Source organism: Halotalea alkalilenta (assembly GCF_001648175.1).
GTDB lineage: Bacteria > Pseudomonadota > Gammaproteobacteria > Pseudomonadales > Halomonadaceae > Halotalea > Halotalea alkalilenta_A.
Map to the genome: position 1 here is coordinate 2981514 of NZ_CP015243.1, position 16391 is coordinate 2997904.

16 protein-coding genes and 1 tRNA gene are annotated in these 16391 nt (G+C 63.2%); 9 read left to right on the forward strand and 8 right to left on the reverse strand.

Features of this window, described 5'->3' with window-relative positions; genetic code table 11:
• Positions 1–2: 2 nt before the first annotated feature.
• Together A5892_RS13365 and A5892_RS13370 are read right to left on the reverse strand one after the other, a co-directional pair.
• Positions 3–803 (reverse strand): sugar phosphate isomerase/epimerase family protein, encoded by an 801-nt coding sequence (locus tag A5892_RS13365; RefSeq protein WP_064123224.1) that lies wholly within the window; start codon positions 801–803, stop codon positions 3–5.
• Positions 800–1810, reverse strand: a complete 1011-nt coding sequence (locus A5892_RS13370; RefSeq protein WP_064123225.1) for an LLM class oxidoreductase — start codon at positions 1808–1810, stop codon at positions 800–802. Before A5892_RS13370 ends, A5892_RS13365 begins: the two co-directional genes overlap by 4 nt.
• Positions 1811–1945: 135 nt before the next feature.
• On the opposite strand from A5892_RS13370, the gene A5892_RS13375 reads away from it, so the two are divergent.
• Complete coding sequence (locus A5892_RS13375; protein WP_064123226.1) at positions 1946–2851, forward strand: LysR family transcriptional regulator; 906 nt, start codon at positions 1946–1948, stop codon at positions 2849–2851.
• Between the two features lie 76 nt (positions 2852–2927).
• Here A5892_RS13375 and A5892_RS13380 read toward each other — a convergent pair whose 3' ends face one another.
• Positions 2928–3809 carry a LysR family transcriptional regulator gene (locus A5892_RS13380; protein WP_263281381.1) on the reverse strand — a complete coding sequence of 294 codons (882 nt, stop codon included), beginning with the start codon at positions 3807–3809 and terminating at the stop codon, positions 2928–2930.
• 257 nt (positions 3810–4066) lie between these two features.
• Positions 4067–5395, reverse strand: a complete 1329-nt coding sequence (locus A5892_RS13385) for an IS110 family transposase (RefSeq protein WP_064122123.1) — start codon at positions 5393–5395, stop codon at positions 4067–4069.
• Between the two features lie 250 nt (positions 5396–5645).
• Between A5892_RS13385 and A5892_RS13390 the strand changes: the two genes are divergently transcribed.
• The 4 genes from A5892_RS13390 (at position 5646) to A5892_RS13405 (ending at position 8297) form a co-directional block, all read left to right on the forward strand.
• Positions 5646–6278, forward strand: a complete 633-nt coding sequence (locus A5892_RS13390; protein ID WP_064123228.1) for an NADPH-dependent F420 reductase — start codon at positions 5646–5648, stop codon at positions 6276–6278.
• Positions 6279–6365: 87 nt separating this feature from the next.
• Positions 6366–6761 carry a DoxX family protein gene (locus A5892_RS13395; RefSeq protein ID WP_064123229.1) on the forward strand — a complete coding sequence of 132 codons (396 nt, stop codon included), beginning with the start codon at positions 6366–6368 and terminating at the stop codon, positions 6759–6761.
• Positions 6762–6819: 58 nt separating this feature from the next.
• A complete protein-coding gene (locus A5892_RS13400) occupies positions 6820–7623 on the forward strand; it encodes a dioxygenase family protein (protein WP_064123230.1) in 804 nt (267 codons plus the stop codon).
• Positions 7620–8297, forward strand: a complete 678-nt coding sequence (locus A5892_RS13405; protein WP_064123231.1) for an alpha/beta hydrolase — start codon at positions 7620–7622, stop codon at positions 8295–8297. Before A5892_RS13400 ends, A5892_RS13405 begins: the two co-directional genes overlap by 4 nt.
• A gap of 743 nt (positions 8298–9040) precedes the next feature.
• On the opposite strand, the gene A5892_RS13410 is transcribed toward A5892_RS13405, so the two are convergent.
• Positions 9041–9116 (reverse strand) — tRNA-Gly (locus A5892_RS13410).
• Positions 9117–9252: 136 nt separating this feature from the next.
• Here A5892_RS13410 and A5892_RS13415 point away from each other — a divergent pair.
• The gene (locus A5892_RS13415) at positions 9253–9744 is read left to right on the forward strand and encodes a MarR family winged helix-turn-helix transcriptional regulator (RefSeq protein WP_064123232.1); all 492 of its coding nucleotides are present in this window, start codon (positions 9253–9255) and stop codon (positions 9742–9744) included.
• Here A5892_RS13415 and A5892_RS13420 read toward each other — a convergent pair.
• The 3 genes from A5892_RS13420 to A5892_RS13430 all read right to left on the reverse strand — a co-directional run bounded on the left by A5892_RS13420 (position 9729) and on the right by A5892_RS13430 (position 11888).
• On the reverse strand, positions 9729–10088 hold the full coding sequence (locus tag A5892_RS13420; protein WP_064123233.1) for a hypothetical protein: 360 nt from the start codon (positions 10086–10088) through the stop codon (positions 9729–9731). The genes A5892_RS13415 and A5892_RS13420 overlap by 16 nt on opposite strands.
• 141 nt (positions 10089–10229) lie before the next feature.
• Complete coding sequence (locus tag A5892_RS13425; protein ID WP_064123234.1) at positions 10230–10451, reverse strand: hypothetical protein; 222 nt, start codon at positions 10449–10451, stop codon at positions 10230–10232.
• A 438-nt stretch (positions 10452–10889) separates the two neighbouring features.
• Entirely contained in the window at positions 10890–11888 is a 999-nt protein-coding gene (locus tag A5892_RS13430; RefSeq protein ID WP_082890459.1) for an adenosine deaminase, read from the reverse strand.
• Positions 11889–12251: 363 nt separating this feature from the next.
• Between A5892_RS13430 and A5892_RS13435 the strand changes: the two genes are divergently transcribed.
• From A5892_RS13435 to A5892_RS13445, 3 genes are all read left to right on the forward strand, one after another.
• A complete protein-coding gene (locus A5892_RS13435) occupies positions 12252–13853 on the forward strand; it encodes a TerC family protein (RefSeq protein ID WP_064123236.1) in 1602 nt (533 codons plus the stop codon).
• 185 nt (positions 13854–14038) lie between these two features.
• Positions 14039–14542 (forward strand): transcriptional activator RfaH, encoded by a 504-nt coding sequence (locus tag A5892_RS13440; RefSeq protein WP_150123553.1) that lies wholly within the window; start codon positions 14039–14041, stop codon positions 14540–14542.
• Between the two features lie 303 nt (positions 14543–14845).
• A complete protein-coding gene (locus A5892_RS13445) occupies positions 14846–16378 on the forward strand; it encodes an acetyl-CoA hydrolase/transferase family protein (RefSeq protein WP_064123238.1) in 1533 nt (510 codons plus the stop codon).
• The last annotated feature ends 13 nt before the right edge of the window (positions 16379–16391 follow it).

Sequence of the window (16391 nt, forward strand, 5' to 3'; positions counted from 1 at the left end):
GGCTAGTTAGGGAGTTCAGTCATGATCGCCCAGTCGGGATGCGCCACCAGCCGCTGCTCCATCGAACGAAACGCGCTCATGGAGCGAGCCAGGTTGCCGTAGACGTCACCGCCCATGCTCTCCCAGCCCATTACGCCATAGCGGCCGGCATAGCCCCGGCGGCTCAGCGCGCCGAGCAGGACGAAATTGTCCATCTCGCCCTCATCCAGCGGCTCGATGGTGGCAACGCCCCCCCAGCCCAGCGGCGACATGCGACAGCCTGCGATGTTGACCTGGCGCAGCCATGGCCAGAGCGCGTCGAGACGCTGCTCCAGCGCACTCTCCTGCGTGGCGTACCAGTGGTAGCCATTGAACACGATGCCCAGGCGCGGATGGTCGAAGTAGCGGCAGAGCTCCACCGCTTCAGTCGTGGTCTGCATGCCATAGCGCACGTGCGGATAGAGCGCGATATCGATGCCGCGGCGCTCAGCGATCGGCAGCAGGCGTTCGAGCATCCGGCGATCACCGTCTTCGACCTTGTCGCCGGAGTGCAGCGCCAACTCGATGCTGGCGCAGCCTTCGAGCGACTCGAAGATGCCAGTGACGAACGACTCGAGCCCCGGACGATGGATCAGGTAGAGCGCACCCACGTCCAGCCCCCATTGCGCCTTCACCTGCGGCAGCTGATCCAGCTCTTTGCTCCAGGCCGAGACGGTGATGCCCTGGTAGCCGAGTTCGGCGAGCATCTCGCACTGCACGGCCAGCGGATAGGTGCCGAGCTTGGTCTGGAAGATGAAATCCATGTGGTGCAATGGATGGTTCATGACTGGCCTTCCGAGCTGTCTTGCTGCGGCTTCAGACTGGGGAACACCGGCAGCAGGTATTCGCCCAGTTCGTCGATCACCTCCCGAGCCGGCCGACGCTGCGGCTTGAAGTGCAGCCCGACGTGCGACACGCCTTGCTCCTGCTGGCGCAGCCATAGCTCGCGCAGGGCGTTGCGCCCACCTCTCAGCACCCGACCGGGCTGGATCGGCATGTTCGGATCGCGATCGAGGTCGAACAGCGTGCCGTAGCCATAGGGCTTGAACACGCCCGGTTCGCTGACCGCACGCCACTGCGCGAGGATCTGCGGAATCCTCAGCGGATCGGCGATGTAGGATATGATCCCGTCGGTGTTGCGCGCCGTCCATTCGAGGGTCTGGCCTGCGTGACCGATGACGATGCTGGGCAGACGCGGCGCGGCCGGCTTCGGCACCAGGTCCAGGCCACCGTCGAGACGGCCATAGAAGCGCGACGCATGGACCGGCCAGGCACGCTCGGTGGCAGCGCGGATCATCTCCAGTGCATCGCGAAAGCGCTCGGCGCGGTTGTCGAAGTCGACGCCGAAGGCCGGGTACTCGACCGGACGGTCACCGGTCGCAAGGCCGAGCAGAAAACGCCCGCCCAGCAGTTGGTCGATCGTCGCCGCCTGCTTGGCCACGATCAGCGGGTCGCGCAGCGGCAGCACGATGCCGGCGGTACCGATCGCGATCCGACGAGTGATAGCGGCGAGAAATCCCGCATAGACCAGGGGATCGAGCACCTGGCCGACATCGCCGAAATACGGATCATAAAAAGGCACGTCGCGCAGCCACAGCGCGGCAAAGCCAGCCGCATCGACCTTTTGCGCCATCTCGGCATGGTCGGCCAGGGTCGGTCCGGGACTGTCGGGATAGCTCTCGAGCGGCGCGATGAAACCGAAGGTCAGGTGGCCGGGCTGGAATACCCGGGCATAGCCGGGATGCTGCGCAAGCTCCGACGGGAGCGCGCCCTGCGGATGGTTCTGGGTCATGGATATCTCGCCTGTAGGAGGGTCCAGGCATGCAACGGTGCGGCCCGAACGAAGACGATCAATCTAGCCCTCTGCATTCGAAAGAAAAATGGGCTAAATTTCCAAACATATCGGAATGAAACGCATCAATCGACCATGAACTACTTTGGCGCACTCGAGGCATTCGTACAGGCGGCCGAAACCCGCAGCTTCACCCAGGCCGGGCGGCGGCTGGGCGTATCCTCGTCGGCGATCGGCCGCTCGGTGGCCCGGCTGGAGCAGGAGCTCGGTGCCCGGCTGTTCCACCGCTCCACCCGCGCCATCGCCCTTACCGCCGAAGGCGAGCTGTTCCTGTCGCGCTGCTACCGGATCTTCGCCGAATTCGACAAGGCCAAGAACGAGCTCAGCCGATCGACGCAAGAACCGCGGGGCCGGCTGCGAATCAGCCTGCCCCAGCTGGGGGTGCACCTGATGCATCACCTGGCCTCGTTCCAGCAGCGTTTTCCCCACATCGAGCTGGAAATGGACTTCAGCGACAGGCTGGTCAACGTGATCGAAGAGGGCTTCGACGCGGTGCTTCGGATCGGCGAGGCCGATGATTCGCGCTTGACCCTGCGCCGGCTGGGCGGCTACCGCCATCGGTTGATGGCCGCGCCGGACTACCTTTCCCGCCGGGGCACGCCGCGCCGACCAAACGACCTGCTCGAGCACGCCTGCCTGCGCTACCGCTACCCAAGCAGCGGCAAACTCGCGCCGTGGCCGCTGCACGCGCACAGCGAGCCGCTCGATCTGGAGCTGCCGCAGACAGCCATCACCAACTCCATCGACCCATTACTGACCATGGCCGAGGCGGGCCTGGGCATCGCCCTGCTGCCGGATTTCATCGTCGCCGATGCGATCACCGCCAAGCGCTTGGTCGCGGTGCTGGACGACTACGTAAGCGACCAGCGCGATTTCTTCATCCTGTGGCCAGCCAGCCGCCAGCCCCAGCCCAAGATCAAAGCCTTGGTCGATTTCATGGCCGCCCGGCTCAGCGGCGACGGATGGCAGGAAGAAAGCTGAGCCGCACCCGCCTCGCCCGACGACCCACTTTGTCGGCACGACCGGCCGCCGGCTGTCGAGCATCGCGCCCGCTATGTCACTGCGCCCAGGGCGGCGTGCGCAGCGCATCCACCAGGAAATCCACCAGCCGGCGCACTTTCAGCGGTAACTGCTTGCGCGTCGGGTAGACCGCGAAGATGCCCAGTTCCGCTGCATGGAAATCGGGCATCAGCTCGACCAGCGCACCGCTGCGCAGGTCTTCATGGACCAGGAAATCAGGCTGCAGGATGATCCCTTGATGCGCCAGCGCCGCAGCCCGGCAGGTATCGCCGTTGTTGGCATGGATGCGCGAGCGCGTACGTACCGTCACCTCGCCGGCGGGCCCCTGGAAGCTCCATACATCTCGGGATGACCAGTAGCTGTACGAGACTACGTCGTGCCGGGCGAGCTCGTGCGGATGGGTGGGCGCACCGTGCTTGGCGATATAAGCCGGCGAGGCGCAGAGCACCATGCGCGTGCGGGCGAGCGGGCGGCTCACCAGGCTTGAGTCGGACAGCCGCGCGATGCGGATCACCAGGTCGTAGCCCTCCTCGACCAGATCGACGACGCGGTCCGACAGCACGATGTCCAGGGAGACCTGCGGGTTCTCCGCGGCGAAGCGCCCCCAAAGCGCAGCCAGGTGCAGCGCGCCGAAGGTCTGCGGCGCGCCAATGCGTAAAGGCCCCTGCACCTGCAGCGAACTGCACCCCACCTCAGCCTCGGCCTCCTGCACGGCCAGCAGGATCTCCTTGCAGCGTTGATAGTAGGCCTGGCCCTCGCTGGTCAGCGACAGGCGACGCGTCGTTCGCTGCAAAAGGCGCGTCCCCAGGTGCTGCTCCAGTTCGGCGACATGGCGTGATATCGCGGGCTTGGACAAGTCGGTTGACTCCATGGCGCCGACGAAGCTGCCGGCCTCGACCACGGCAGTGAAGGTTTTCATCGCTTGCAGAAGATCCATAATCTCTAAACTCAAAACAATTTGTGCATGATATGCATATTTATCTCGAAATGGATAACCAATAAAGTTCCCTCACACCAAACGGCCTTGCAGATCACTCACTCTGCCGTCGGATCTCCAAGCGCCGCGACTCAACCAAACTTTGAAAGGACTTTCCATGAACCCCCTCCGAGTTCTCCTCGACAGGGGGATGATCAGGGGGGAGATTGGGCGGTCGTCATATCGTTCTTCCTCAACTTTCAGGCAGAAGCATTTTGAGCTTCAGTCTGGATAGGCGTCACGGAGAACCCGAGCTGCTTGGCGAGTCGACGCATGGAACGTTGCTTGGTTTCCAGCGCCTGTGCCTCGTAGTACTGGAGTCCGTGTTCGACATAGTCCAATCCTTTGACCATGACGCGCCAGAACAGCGCCGCGAGTTTGCGCGCCAGGGCGATATTGGCGATCAATCCACCTCGGCGACCCGCCATCCGACGGTAAAAACCGCCCAGCGCAATGTGTTTGCTGCGAGCGAGGCTGCGGGCCATGACGCAAAACAGGCGCCCAGCACGATTACGCCTGCGCTTGGCCGAGCGTTGGCGCTTACCGCTCTGATGACTCCCGGGGGCCAGCCCGGCCCAAGCGGTGAAGTGTTTCTCGGTCGGCCACTGGGTCAGGTCGGTTCCCACTTCACCTATGAGTTGCAGGACGCTGTAGTCCGTATGGGCGGGAAGCACGGTGAGATCATTGCCTCCACACAGAGCCACCAGCATCGGATGCAGGTCATCGATCTGGGGTGCATTGGCACCGCCTCGCTTGTGCGCCTTGGACGGCGGCGACGTCGGAGGATCGACGTCGATCGAACGGAGCACCGCTTCGATCTGTTGGTCGCAAGCCCTGATCAAACGCTGGTAGTGCTCCCAGCTTTCCAGCGCCTGGCGCAACGCGAACAGATGCTCCTCGGCCCAGGTCCCTTGCAGAGAGGCTTTGATCCGTTCGGCCTTCTGCTGGCGGATCTGCACGTCGCACAAAGCCAGCAGTCGCTCAGGATCGCGTTCACCCTCGAGCATCGACCGGATCACCGCCATGCCGCTGCGGCCCACCAGGTTGCTGATGACATCGTGCAATTTGATGTTCATCCGCTCCAAGGCCTTCTGCAGATGCTGCACATGCCCTGCGGCCAGCGTGATGTGGTCCTGGCGCAGTCGCAGGTAATCCTGCAAGCGCCGGATCTCGGCTGGGGGCACGAAGCCTGCCCGCAAGAGTCCGTGCGCGTGCAACGTCGCTCCCCACTGGCAATCCTTCATATCCGTCTTGCGACCCGGCAGATTGCGGGTGTGCTTACCGTTGACCATCAGCACCTGTAGTTTCGCGGCTTCCAGCACGCTGTACAGGGGCAGCCAGTAGATCCCCGTGGCCTCCATGGCCACCGACTTCACCTTCTGCGACAACAGCCAGTCGCGTAGCTCATGCAGCTGTGCCGTGAACGTGCCGAATACCTTCGGCTCCCCCCCGGCAATCGACACATGCATCTGCTCGCTGCCGACATCCACGAAGGCTGCCAATGGATCCAATACCGGTAAGTGGGCCATCTTATAGCTCCTGGGAACGGGTCGATGGAGAAGGGGTTACCGCAAGCCCGGTCGTGTTCTGGGAAGACAAATCTTTCCAACGGGAAGCCAGGCTCACCATAATGCGCAGCAGCCCACGACCAGAGCCATTCTCACCACCGGGCACCCGGCACCAAAAGACATGCGGCCACGCTGCTTGCGGCAACACAGCCATGCTACTCGGGTTCAAGGTCCATGCGCAGTGCCATCGCGATGGCACAGGAGGCTCACCATGAACATCACTCTGGTTGGCGCAGGCAACATGGGCGCGGGTTTCGTCAAGCAGCTCACTGCGGCGGGCCACCAAGTGCGGGTGACCGCACGCGACCCAGCCAAGGCCCAGGCCCTGGCCGACACCTATGCGGGTGCCACGGCTGTAACGCCTGCCGAGGCACTGGGTGACTCGCAAGTCGTCATCGTCGCCACCGGCTATGCCGATGCCGTCCCCGCGCTGAAAGCGCTCGGCTCGCTCGAAGGCCGCATCGTGATCGACATCACCAATCCGCTGACCGCCGACTTCATGGGCCTGACCCTGGGCTACGACACCTCCGCGGCGGAGGAGATCGCCAAGGCGCTGCCGGGTGCGAAAGTGGTCAAGGCGTTCAATACCGTACTCGCCCAGGTGCTGGCCGAAGGCCCCGTCTTCTCGGGTGGCCAGAGCGTACCGGTGTTCTATGCCGGCGACGACGAGCGCGCCAAGCAGACCGTGCATGCACTGGTGGAAAGCATCGGCTTCCAAGCCGTCGACGCAGGTGGCCTGAACAACGCGCGCTACCTGGAGCCGGTCGCGGGCCTGAACATCTACTTCGCCTATGGCGCCGGGCACGGCACGCAGATCGCGCCCACCTGGATCCATCGCGCCTGACATCTCTCTTGCCAATAGCGGGGCTTGAGCCCCGCATTCGCTCGAATGGCCATCACACCTCGACACACATGACGTAAGGAAACCGACATGAATGCAATCCTCTCACTGCCAGGCCGCATCGGGCTGTCGCTGATCTTCATCATTTCCGGCTGGGGCAAGCTCATCGGCTACGCCGCCACCCAGCAGTACATGGAAGCCATGGGCGTCCCCTCCGCACTGCTTCCGCTGGTGATCCTGCTCGAACTAGGCGGCGGACTCGCGATCGCCGCGGGTGCGTTCACACGCTGGATCGCCCTGGTCCTCGCGGCCTTCTCGGTGCTGACAGCGTTGATCTTCCATGCCGACTTCAGCGACGCAGGCCAGGCGATCAACTTCTGGAAGAACGTGGCAATGGCCGGTGGCTTCCTCCTCCTGGCCGCCAACGGTGCAGGCGAGTTCAGCGTCGATGAACTGCGCAACCGCCGCAGCGCCAAAGCGTCGTAACACGGAGGATAGGCGCTAAACGCGGGCGGCATGCCGCCCGCTCATCCTGGAGAACGCCATGTCTCGCATTCCATCTCTATTCGTCTCCCACGGTTCGCCGATGTTCGCGCTCGAGCCCGGCGTGCTCGGCCCCAACCTCCAGCGCCTCGGTGCATCGCTGCCGGCGCTCTCGGCGATCCTCGTGCTGTCGCCCCACTGGCAGACGCCGCAGTTGCGCGTCTCCTCGGTGGCGAATCCACAGACCATCCATGATTTCGGCGGCTTCCCGCAGCCCCTGTACGAGCTCAGCTACGAGCCGCCAGGCGCCGTGCAACTCGCCGGAGACGTGGTCGAAATGCTCGCCCTTGCGGGTATGCCCGCCACGCTCGACACCCAGCGCGGCCTGGACCACGGCGCCTGGGTGCCGCTGCGATACCTGAAACCCGATGCCGATATCCCGGTGCTGCAGGTCTCACTGCCGCGCGACATGGACACCGAGGGCGCGCAGCGCTTGGGCCGGGCCCTGGCGCCGCTACGGGACAGAGGGGTGCTGATCGTCGGCTCCGGTAGCCTGACCCACAATCTCTACGAGTTCCGCAGCCATATCCGCGATCCCGAATACGCCCAGGAGTTCGCCGACTGGGTCGCGACGGCGATCACCGAGCACGACGACGAGTCGCTGGTCCACTACCGTGCTCGCGCGCCCCACGCCGCGCGCGCGCATCCCACCGAAGAGCACTACCTACCGCTTCTGGTCGCGGCGGGCGCGAGCACCACGGACGAACCCCGCAGCCGGATCGAGGGAGGCATGACCTACGGCGTACTGTCGATGGATTCCTTCATCTTCGGACTCGACACCGACGACACGGAGAAAACGCCATGAACGACATCGTCTGGTCAGCGCTGCGCGCCGACTTGTCGCTGCCATTTCGGACGACGACATCCGCCACTGGGCCGGCGAAGCGGCTTTTGATCCTGCTCCATGGGGTGGGTGGCAACGAAACCAACCTCGCACCGCTCGGGTCCGCGCTGGCGAGCGATACCCGGGTCATTCTGGCGCGTGGCCCCTTGGTCTTGGGACCGGCCCAACATGCCTGGTTCCAGGTATCGTTCGGCCCGCAGGGCCCGCGCCCAGACCTGGCAGCGGCGGAGAAAAGCCGCCAGCAGCTGGCGACGTTCATTGCCGAACTGCAGGCGGAGTACTCCGTCGCACCGTACAAGACCGTAGTGGCCGGCTTCAGCCAGGGCGGCATCATGAGCGCAAGCATCGGATTGACGCGCCCCGAACTGGTCGAAGGCTTCGGCATTCTCTCCGGGCGCATTCTCCCCGAGATCAGACCACAGGTCGCGGACCGCGCCGCCCTTGGCAAGGTGCAGGGTTTCATCAGCCATGGCCGGGACGATACCAAGCTGGTGGTGGAATGGGCCCACCGAGCCGACGAGATGCTGACGGAACTGGGCGTCGCGCATGAAACTCGCCTTTACCCGGGCGATCATGGCATTACGCCTGCGATGCAGCAGGACTTCTTCGCCTGGTTCGAACGGCTGACCCGCTGATCCGCCGCGCCAGAGGGTCGGCGCGGCCTATCACTGGTGAAGGCGCTACTCCTTGAGTGGGAATCCACCGAGGAGCAGCCTGCGCTTCCTTCCTATCCAGAAGCGCCGACATGAACACGACGCGAGTGCCGTCGACGCTCTCCCTGGCGGCGACCACCTCGGCCAACAGTGGGCCGAGCCCCGCCGCCACGCTCCAGCTGGAGCTGACTTCGTCAGCGGTACCAGCCAGGGGTGAGTCGACGCCTACCTCGGCATCCCCTATGCAACCCCGCCCGTCGACCCCAACCGATGGCGAAGGCTTCGGCCCCTACACAGCTCACCAACCTGGAAACTTTTCAGAAGCGCCGGCCACATGATTTCATCGCGCAGGCGGATGCACTGGATGCAGCACTGACTGCGGCTCAACCATAAGCGCTCACAGCAGCCCATGCCCGGCGATCGTCGGCAGCCATTGCAGGTAAATGGTCAGGTGCGTGCTGGCGATCATGCGTGAAGTTCGCGATCACCCCCCATAGTCGAGATACGAGCACTCGAGGTGCGGATTGGTCGCTGATTTATCCAGGGGAACCTGCCATTTCAGCGAAGATACGAGATGAACGCTCACCGACATGGAGCGACGCTTCCATCCACTGGCTTGGTTTCATTACGCATCAATGGATCGAGCGGGAGACTTACGACCAGGTCCAGTAAGTGAAGGGTAATGTACCTTGGCTTACTTTTAGGCAGTCTCTGGATCGTGGAACTGGAGCGGGCAAAGGGACTCGAACCCTCGACATTCAGCTTGGGAAGCTGACGCTCTACCAACTGAGCTATGCCCGCTTTTTTTGGTGGGAACCGGCCCCTTGGGGCGAAACGCGGGCAACACTATAACGTGGAGAAACAAGCTTGTATAGCGCTTGCCGGCTTCACCATAATTAGACTAAAGTATTAGTCGATTAGTAAGGATTCCGAACATATGGACTTGGGCGACTCCCTCGAGCTCCTGGACAGCTATCTCTGGCGTCATTGGCGCCGCAATTTCAAGCACAACGAGGTGGAGCAATTCACTTTCGCTGAGGCGGACTACCTGCGCTGCATCGCCAATCTGGGCAGCAGTCGGCTCACCGACATCGCTCATCTACTGGGCGTGTCGAAATCGTCGGCCAGTGAAATGCTCGGCAAGCTCGCTGATCGCGGTTGGGTGGAGGTCGAGCCCTGCGAGCTGGATTCCCGCTCGCGCCTTTACTCGCTCAGCGACAAGGGGGATGCGATCAAGCAGGAGTGCTTGCGCTGCTATGACCTGATGGTCGAGCGCCTGAGTGAAAGTCTCCCGCCGGAGGAGTTCGGCGAGCTCAACGAACTCCTCGCGCGAGCCACCGAGATCATTTGGCAGAGCACCGACCGGCGCTCATCGCGGCCAGCTCTCCCGCAGCTCGTGAACGCCCACCCGGCTCAATCGCCGAGATAACGATGATATTCGTCCATGTAGCCGTTGAGTCGATCTGTATCGGCCTGGAGCTTGGCCAACCGCGGATCGTTGGCCGGCAAGCCGCGCTGGGCATCGCGCATGCCCTGGTTGAGCCGGTCGCTCTCGTCGAGGACGATGGCGTAGGCCTGTTCGAAGGAGCGGCACTGGGGGGTGGATTCACCGCTGTCGCCCGCGAGCGAGTCAACGCAAGGCTCGCCTAGTTGGTTGGCGGTATCGACGACGAACTGCATCGAGGAGAAGTATTCGTCGATCAGCTGGTCGGCAAAGGCGGGGGTGGCGAGGCAGACGGAAAAAGTAGCGGCAAAGGCCAAACGCTTGTACATGCGAGTTTCTCTTGGATGGCGCGCCCGGGCGAATATGGCCCGAGTTTCAGGTCGAGACGAAGGATCGAACATCGTTCGACCCCCCGGGTTCGGTCCATTCCAAGCTACCACGCGGGCGTGGATGCCGGCTACGGTCGCGACTCAGCCTGGTGCACTGCGCCGCTGCAAGGCCCCTTCACTGTGCATCGCCAGTAGCGCGCGGGAGAGGATCTCCTCTTCGCTCCATTCGGTATAGCTTTCACCCTCGCATGGCACCGCAATGCTGGACTCCCCTCCATCGGGAGCGCGCAACAGCGCCATCACCTCCTCTCCCGGTTGGCCGAAGTAGCTGTAAGCGATGAGATACCATCCAGCCTGGTTCACGGTCACACCCTCCTCGGTCGAAGTTCATCGATAGCTTAAGCATCAAGCATGCCGAACGCTCGGAGTGCTCACCAACGGATACGTTTCGTCAACACAATGGCACGTGCGAACGGAACGATACTTTGGTCTTTGCTGACTAAAAGCGTATGGCGACACAATTCCGTAACATCGATACTTCGCTTCGACAAACGCACACATTCATTCCCGTGCGTGGAGGATGAACCCATGTTGATCGCAACGTTGCTCACCTTTGCCGCAGCCAGCCTGCTCGCAACCCTGTTTGCCGCCACACTGCTTTCAGGCAGCCATGTAGACGGCCTTTATAAAGACTGACCGAACCTCCACAAAAACAATTTCCCTTGGAAGCGGCCGGCATCAGACGATGCCGGCCGCTTCTTTACATGGGTTCACCCATCCAGGTTCACCCACGCCTCTCGTTCAGCCCACGTAGCGCGACAGGGCGTCGTGCATCTCCCGCTTGCGCGTGGGCTCGGCGAAGCTCGCCTCGATCGCATTGCGGCTCAGCTCGATCCAGGTACCACGACCGAATCCGAATGCCTCCTGGACGGCGAGGAAATTGTCGTTCATGTAGCCGCCGAAGTAGGCGGGATCGTCCGAATTGAGCGTCACCTTGATACCCGCTTCGAGCATCCGAGGCAGCGAATGCTCGCTCATCTGTCCGAACACCTTCAGATACAGGTTGGACAGCGGGCAGACCGTGAGCGGCGTGCCGCGTTCGGCGAGCAGCGACATCAGCGCGGGAGATTCGACGCAGCGTACCCCGTGGTCGATCCGCTCGACCCCGAGCTCATCGAGCGCGGCGCTGATGTAGTGATGCGGCCCTTCCTCGCCTGCGTGGGCAACCAGCCTCAAGCCCTCCTGCCGCGCCCTGGCGAAGGCGCGGACGAACTTCTCAGGCGGATGATCCCGCTCGGCGGAGTCGAGCCCGACGCCGATGAAGCGATGCCGATGGGCCAGTGCCACCTCGAGGGTCTCGAGCGCGGACTCCTCGCTCATGTCGCGCAGGAAACTCAGGATCACGTGACTGGTGATCCCGAACCGTCGCAGCGCCTCCTGGCAACCTCGCTCGATACCGGCGAGCTGGGTCGCGATCGGCACGCCGCGGGCGAGATGCGCCTGCGGGTCGAAGAACAGCTCGCAGTGCATCACGTTGTCGCGGGCGACGCGCGCGAAATAGCTCAGTGTCAGGTCGAAGAAGTCCTCCTCGGTGAGCAGTACCTGCATGTTGCTGTAATAAAGATCGAGGAACGACTGCAGATCGGAGAAGGCGTAGGCGCTCTTGAGCGCGGCCACATCGGGAAAGTCGAGCGTCATACCGTTGCGCTCGGCGAGAGCGAAGATCAGTTCGGGCTCGAGCGCGCCTTCTATGTGCAGGTGCAGTTCGACCTTCGGCAAGCCACGAATGAACTCTTCCATGAAGAGACTCCAATCCATCAATGATAAGGGTAGCGCGGACACTATCACCGACCCGCGACGACGGCGAGCGAGGCGCGCGACCAGCACGCCGGATAATGCAATTTTTCCTTAATATACAAAATATTGGCAGGCACTTCAGCGCGCCGGTGGATTTGCTTCTCATCCACTAGTCAAGTGTTGCAGAAGTCCATAGACTGGCAACTTCCCAATCACATGGAACACCCTGCTTGAACGCATCCACAGACGGGCCCTGTAGACGCTCAACGATGAGCCTCGCCCCGACTTCTCCCACGTGCGCGACCCTAGCGCCCTACGCTTTCCCCACCACCCGCACTTCGCGCTCCTCCTCCACGGAGGCACACCATGTTTGAGTGGCTGATGGATCCCACCGTCTGGGCCGGACTGCTGACGCTGATCCTGCTCGAGCTGGTGCTCGGCATCGACAACCTGGTGTTCATCGCCATCCTCGCCGATAAACTGCCTCCCGAGCAGCGTGACCGCGCGCGAGTGATCGGTCTGTCGCTGGCGCTTTTGATGCGCCTGGGACTGCTCGCCAGCATCTCCTGGCTGATGGGCATGACCCAGCCACTGTTCAGCATTGCGGATCTCGAGGTCAGCGTACGCGACCTGATCCTGATCGTTGGCGGCTTGTTCTTGATCTACAAGGCGACCAGTGAACTGCACGAACACATCTCGCCGGCGAGTCACCGCGCCAGCGGCAAGAGCGTCGTCTATTCGAGCTTCGGCGTAGTGGTGATGCAGATCGTCGTGCTCGACGCGGTGTTCTCGATCGACTCGGTGATCACCGCGGTCGGCATGGTCCAGCACATCGAAGTGATGATGATCGCGGTGGTGATCGCGGTCGTGGTGATGCTGATCGCCAGCAAGCCGCTGACGGTCTTCGTCAGCAAGCATCCGACGGTGATCCTGCTGTGCCTCGGCTTCCTGCTGATGATCGGCTTCAGCCTGGTCTGCGAAGGCCTCGGCATCCATATTCCGAAGGGCTACCTGTACGGCGCGATCGTCTTCTCGCTTTTGATCGAGATGCTCCAGGAGTTGCGTCGGCGCAGCTCGAAGTCCGATCAGTCCTGGCGCGGCGGCCGCCGTGCCCGCACCACCGAAGCGGTAATGCGGCTGATCGGTGGGAGCGATCTGTCGGTGCACACCAACAGCGTCTTCAATTCACAGCAGGAGCACGCCAGCAGGGGCGACGAGCCGGTGGCACTGTTCGACGCCAACGAACGCCGCATGGTCATGGGGGTACTGTCGCTCGCCGACAAGCCGATCGAGGCGATCATCACCCTGCGCCGCGAGCTCGAGACCCTCGATGTGCTCGACCCGATAGAGCAACAGCTCGAGACGCTGGCCAACAGCCGGCACTCCTGGCTGGTTGCGATCGAGGACGGACATACCGACGAGCCGCTCGGGGTGATCAGCAAGAAGCGACTGCTGGCGCCGCTGCTGGCGGGTGAAAAGCCCGAAGACCTGCGCGAGATGATCGAGCAGCCGCTGGTGCTGCTGGAGAACGTGTCGGTGATCGACGCGGTGGAACACTTCCGCGCCTCCGGCAAGAGCTTCGCCTTCGTGGTCGATGAGTTCGGCACCCTGACCGGGATCGCCACTACCACCGACATCCTCGAGGAGATCGCCGGCGAGCTGCCGGAACCAGGCGAGGCGACGACGCCAGCGGTTACCGAGGTGTCACCCGACTGCTACGACGTCGATGCCAGCGAGGACATCCACGACATCAACCAGTACCTGCCGGTCCCGCTGCCGACCGGGCGCGACTACACTACCCTTGCAGGCTTGGTGCTCGACCGCCTCGAGTCGCTGCCCTACATCGGTGCGGTGACCAGCGTCGAGGGCTGGCGCCTGGAGGTCAGCGACGTCGAGCGCCATCGGATCATGCGCGTGCGGCTGGTACGCGAAGAAGCCAATGAGGAGCACGAGCAGCCCACCCACTGAGCCTGCCCGAGCGACACGATCGAAAGCCCCGAAGCGCCCGCGTTTCGGGGCTTTCGCGCTTTCTCTCGCGGGTATACATGTTAATCTGCGCCTCTCATTCGGCGCCGAAGCTGGCGACGCGTCCGCGCAGGCGCGGTACTCGCCGGTCGTCGGGCCGCGTAGACATGGATGCAAGGATGTCGAGCATGACACGCGATACGCAAGACCTGGACGCTTTTCGCTGGTACGCGATCCAGTGCAAGGGAGGCGAGTCGATCCGCGCAGCGGAGAACCTCGCCCGTCAGGAGTTCGAGATATTCCATCCCTTGGTGAGCAATCCATCCCCGCGCGGTGGGCGTGCTCCCCGTCGCGTCGAGCCGCTGTTTCCCTACTACCTCTTCATCCGCCTCAACCGCGTCGACAGCAACTGGCGCCCGATCCGCTCGACCCGCGGCGTGCTGCGGCTGGTGAGCTTCGGGCTCGAGCCGACGCCGGTGCCGGACGAACTGATCGAGATGCTCAAATCCCATGCCGAGCGTCGCGAGGACGATCCGATCAACCATTACGTCTCCCTGCGCCCGCGGCTTGCTCCGCTCGACCCCGCCGAGCATTCGCCGCTGGCGCTGATCCTGGACAAGCGAAGCGGCGAGGAGCGAGTGATCGCCCTGCTCAACCTGATCGAATCGCTCAACGATCCGAGCGCACTCTAGCGCCTCGGCACACGACGTACGCAAATAATTAAGCTCGGTCCTCTACACCGTGGACCGATGATCATAGAGTATCTGTTTAGACCAAGGTGTTAGCGGCGCAGCGACCCTACCGCCATGGTGCCCAGCGCAGCCAACGACAAGAATTCCTTTCAAGACCGGCTCGTCCGAGTGAAGCGAGGCTCGACGAGCTTTGGCGCATCCCGAGCCCGCCGACGGACACTCACGGCGAGTCGAGGGATATGAACCGGTTTTGCGAGGAATTCCGAGGCAGCGCCATAGACGAGTAACGATTGGAGACGATTGATGAGCGAGCAACGCTGCCGGCTACCGGGTTGGCGCAACAAGTTGATGAGCGCCGCGCAGGCAGCCGAACTGATCGATGACGGCATGATCGTCGGGATGAGCGGCTTCACCCGCGCAGGAGAGGCCAAGGCGGTCCCCCTGGCGCTGGCCGAGCGGGCACACTCGACACCGCTTTCGATCACCCTGATGACCGGCGCCTCGCTCGGCAACGACATCGACGCCAAGCTGACCGAAGCCGGCGTGCTCGCCCGACGGATGCCGTTCCAGGTCGATACCACGCTGCGCCGGGCGATCAACCGCGGCGAGGTGATGTTCATCGACCAGCACCTCTCCGAAACGGTCGAGCTGCTGCGCAACAAGCAGCTCGGCAACCTCGACATCGCGGTGATCGAAGCCTGCGCCATCACCGAGGAAGGCGGCATCGTGCCAACCGCGTCGGTCGGCAACTCGGCGAGTTTCGCGATCCTCGCGGAGCGTGTGATCATCGAGCTCAATCTCAACTCACCCATGGCGCTCGAAGGGCTCCACGACATCTACATCCCGCAGATGCGCCCCAAGCGCACCCCGATCCCGATCACCGCACCGAACAGCCGTATCGGCCTGCCTTACATTCCGATCGACCCGGCCAAGATCGCCGCCATCGTACTTACCGACGGCTACGACAGCCCATCGAACTGCAAGCCCGCCGATCCCGACACTCAGCGGATCGCCGACCACCTGATCGAATTCTTCGTCTCCGAAGTGGCGCAGGGGCGCCTTTCCAACTCCCTGCTCCCGCTTCAGGCCGGCATCGGCACGATGGCCAACGCAGTGATGGAAGGGCTGCTCTCGGCGCCGTTCGAGGGCCTGACGATGTACTCCGAAGTACTCCAGGACAGCACCTTCGCCCTGCTCGACAGCGGCAAGATGAGCTTCGCCTCCGGCAGCTCGATCACCCTCACCGAGGAGTGCGGCGCACGGGTCTGGGCCAACCTGGACGCCTATCGTGACCGCCTGGTGCTGCGCCCGCAGGAGCTCTCCAACCACCCCGGCGTAGTGCGTCGGCTCGGGGTGATCGCGGTCAACACCGCGCTCGAGATCGACATCTATGGCAACGTCAACTCGACCCACGTCTGCGGCACCCGGATGATGAACGGCATCGGCGGCTCGGGCGACTTCGCCCGCAACGGCCAGCTCTCGATCTTCATCACCAAGGCCCTGGCCAAGGACGGAGACATCTCGAGCCTGGTGCCGTTCGCAAGCCACGTCGACCACTGCGAGCACGATGTCGACATCATCGTCACCGAGCATGGCCTCGCCGACCTGCGCGGTCTCGCACCGCGCGAGCGCGCACCGCTTTTGATCGACAACTGCGCCGACCCGCTCTATCGCGACGCGCTGCGCGACTACTTCGAGCGCGCCTGCGCTCGCGGCGGTCAGACCCCGCACTGCCTCGAGCAGGCCCTTGCCTGGCACCAGGCGCTGGAGCGCGATGGCAGTATGCGCGTCTTCAGCAGCGCTGGTCGAAAGCCGGATTCCATCGACAAGAACTAGAAAAAGGTCAAGT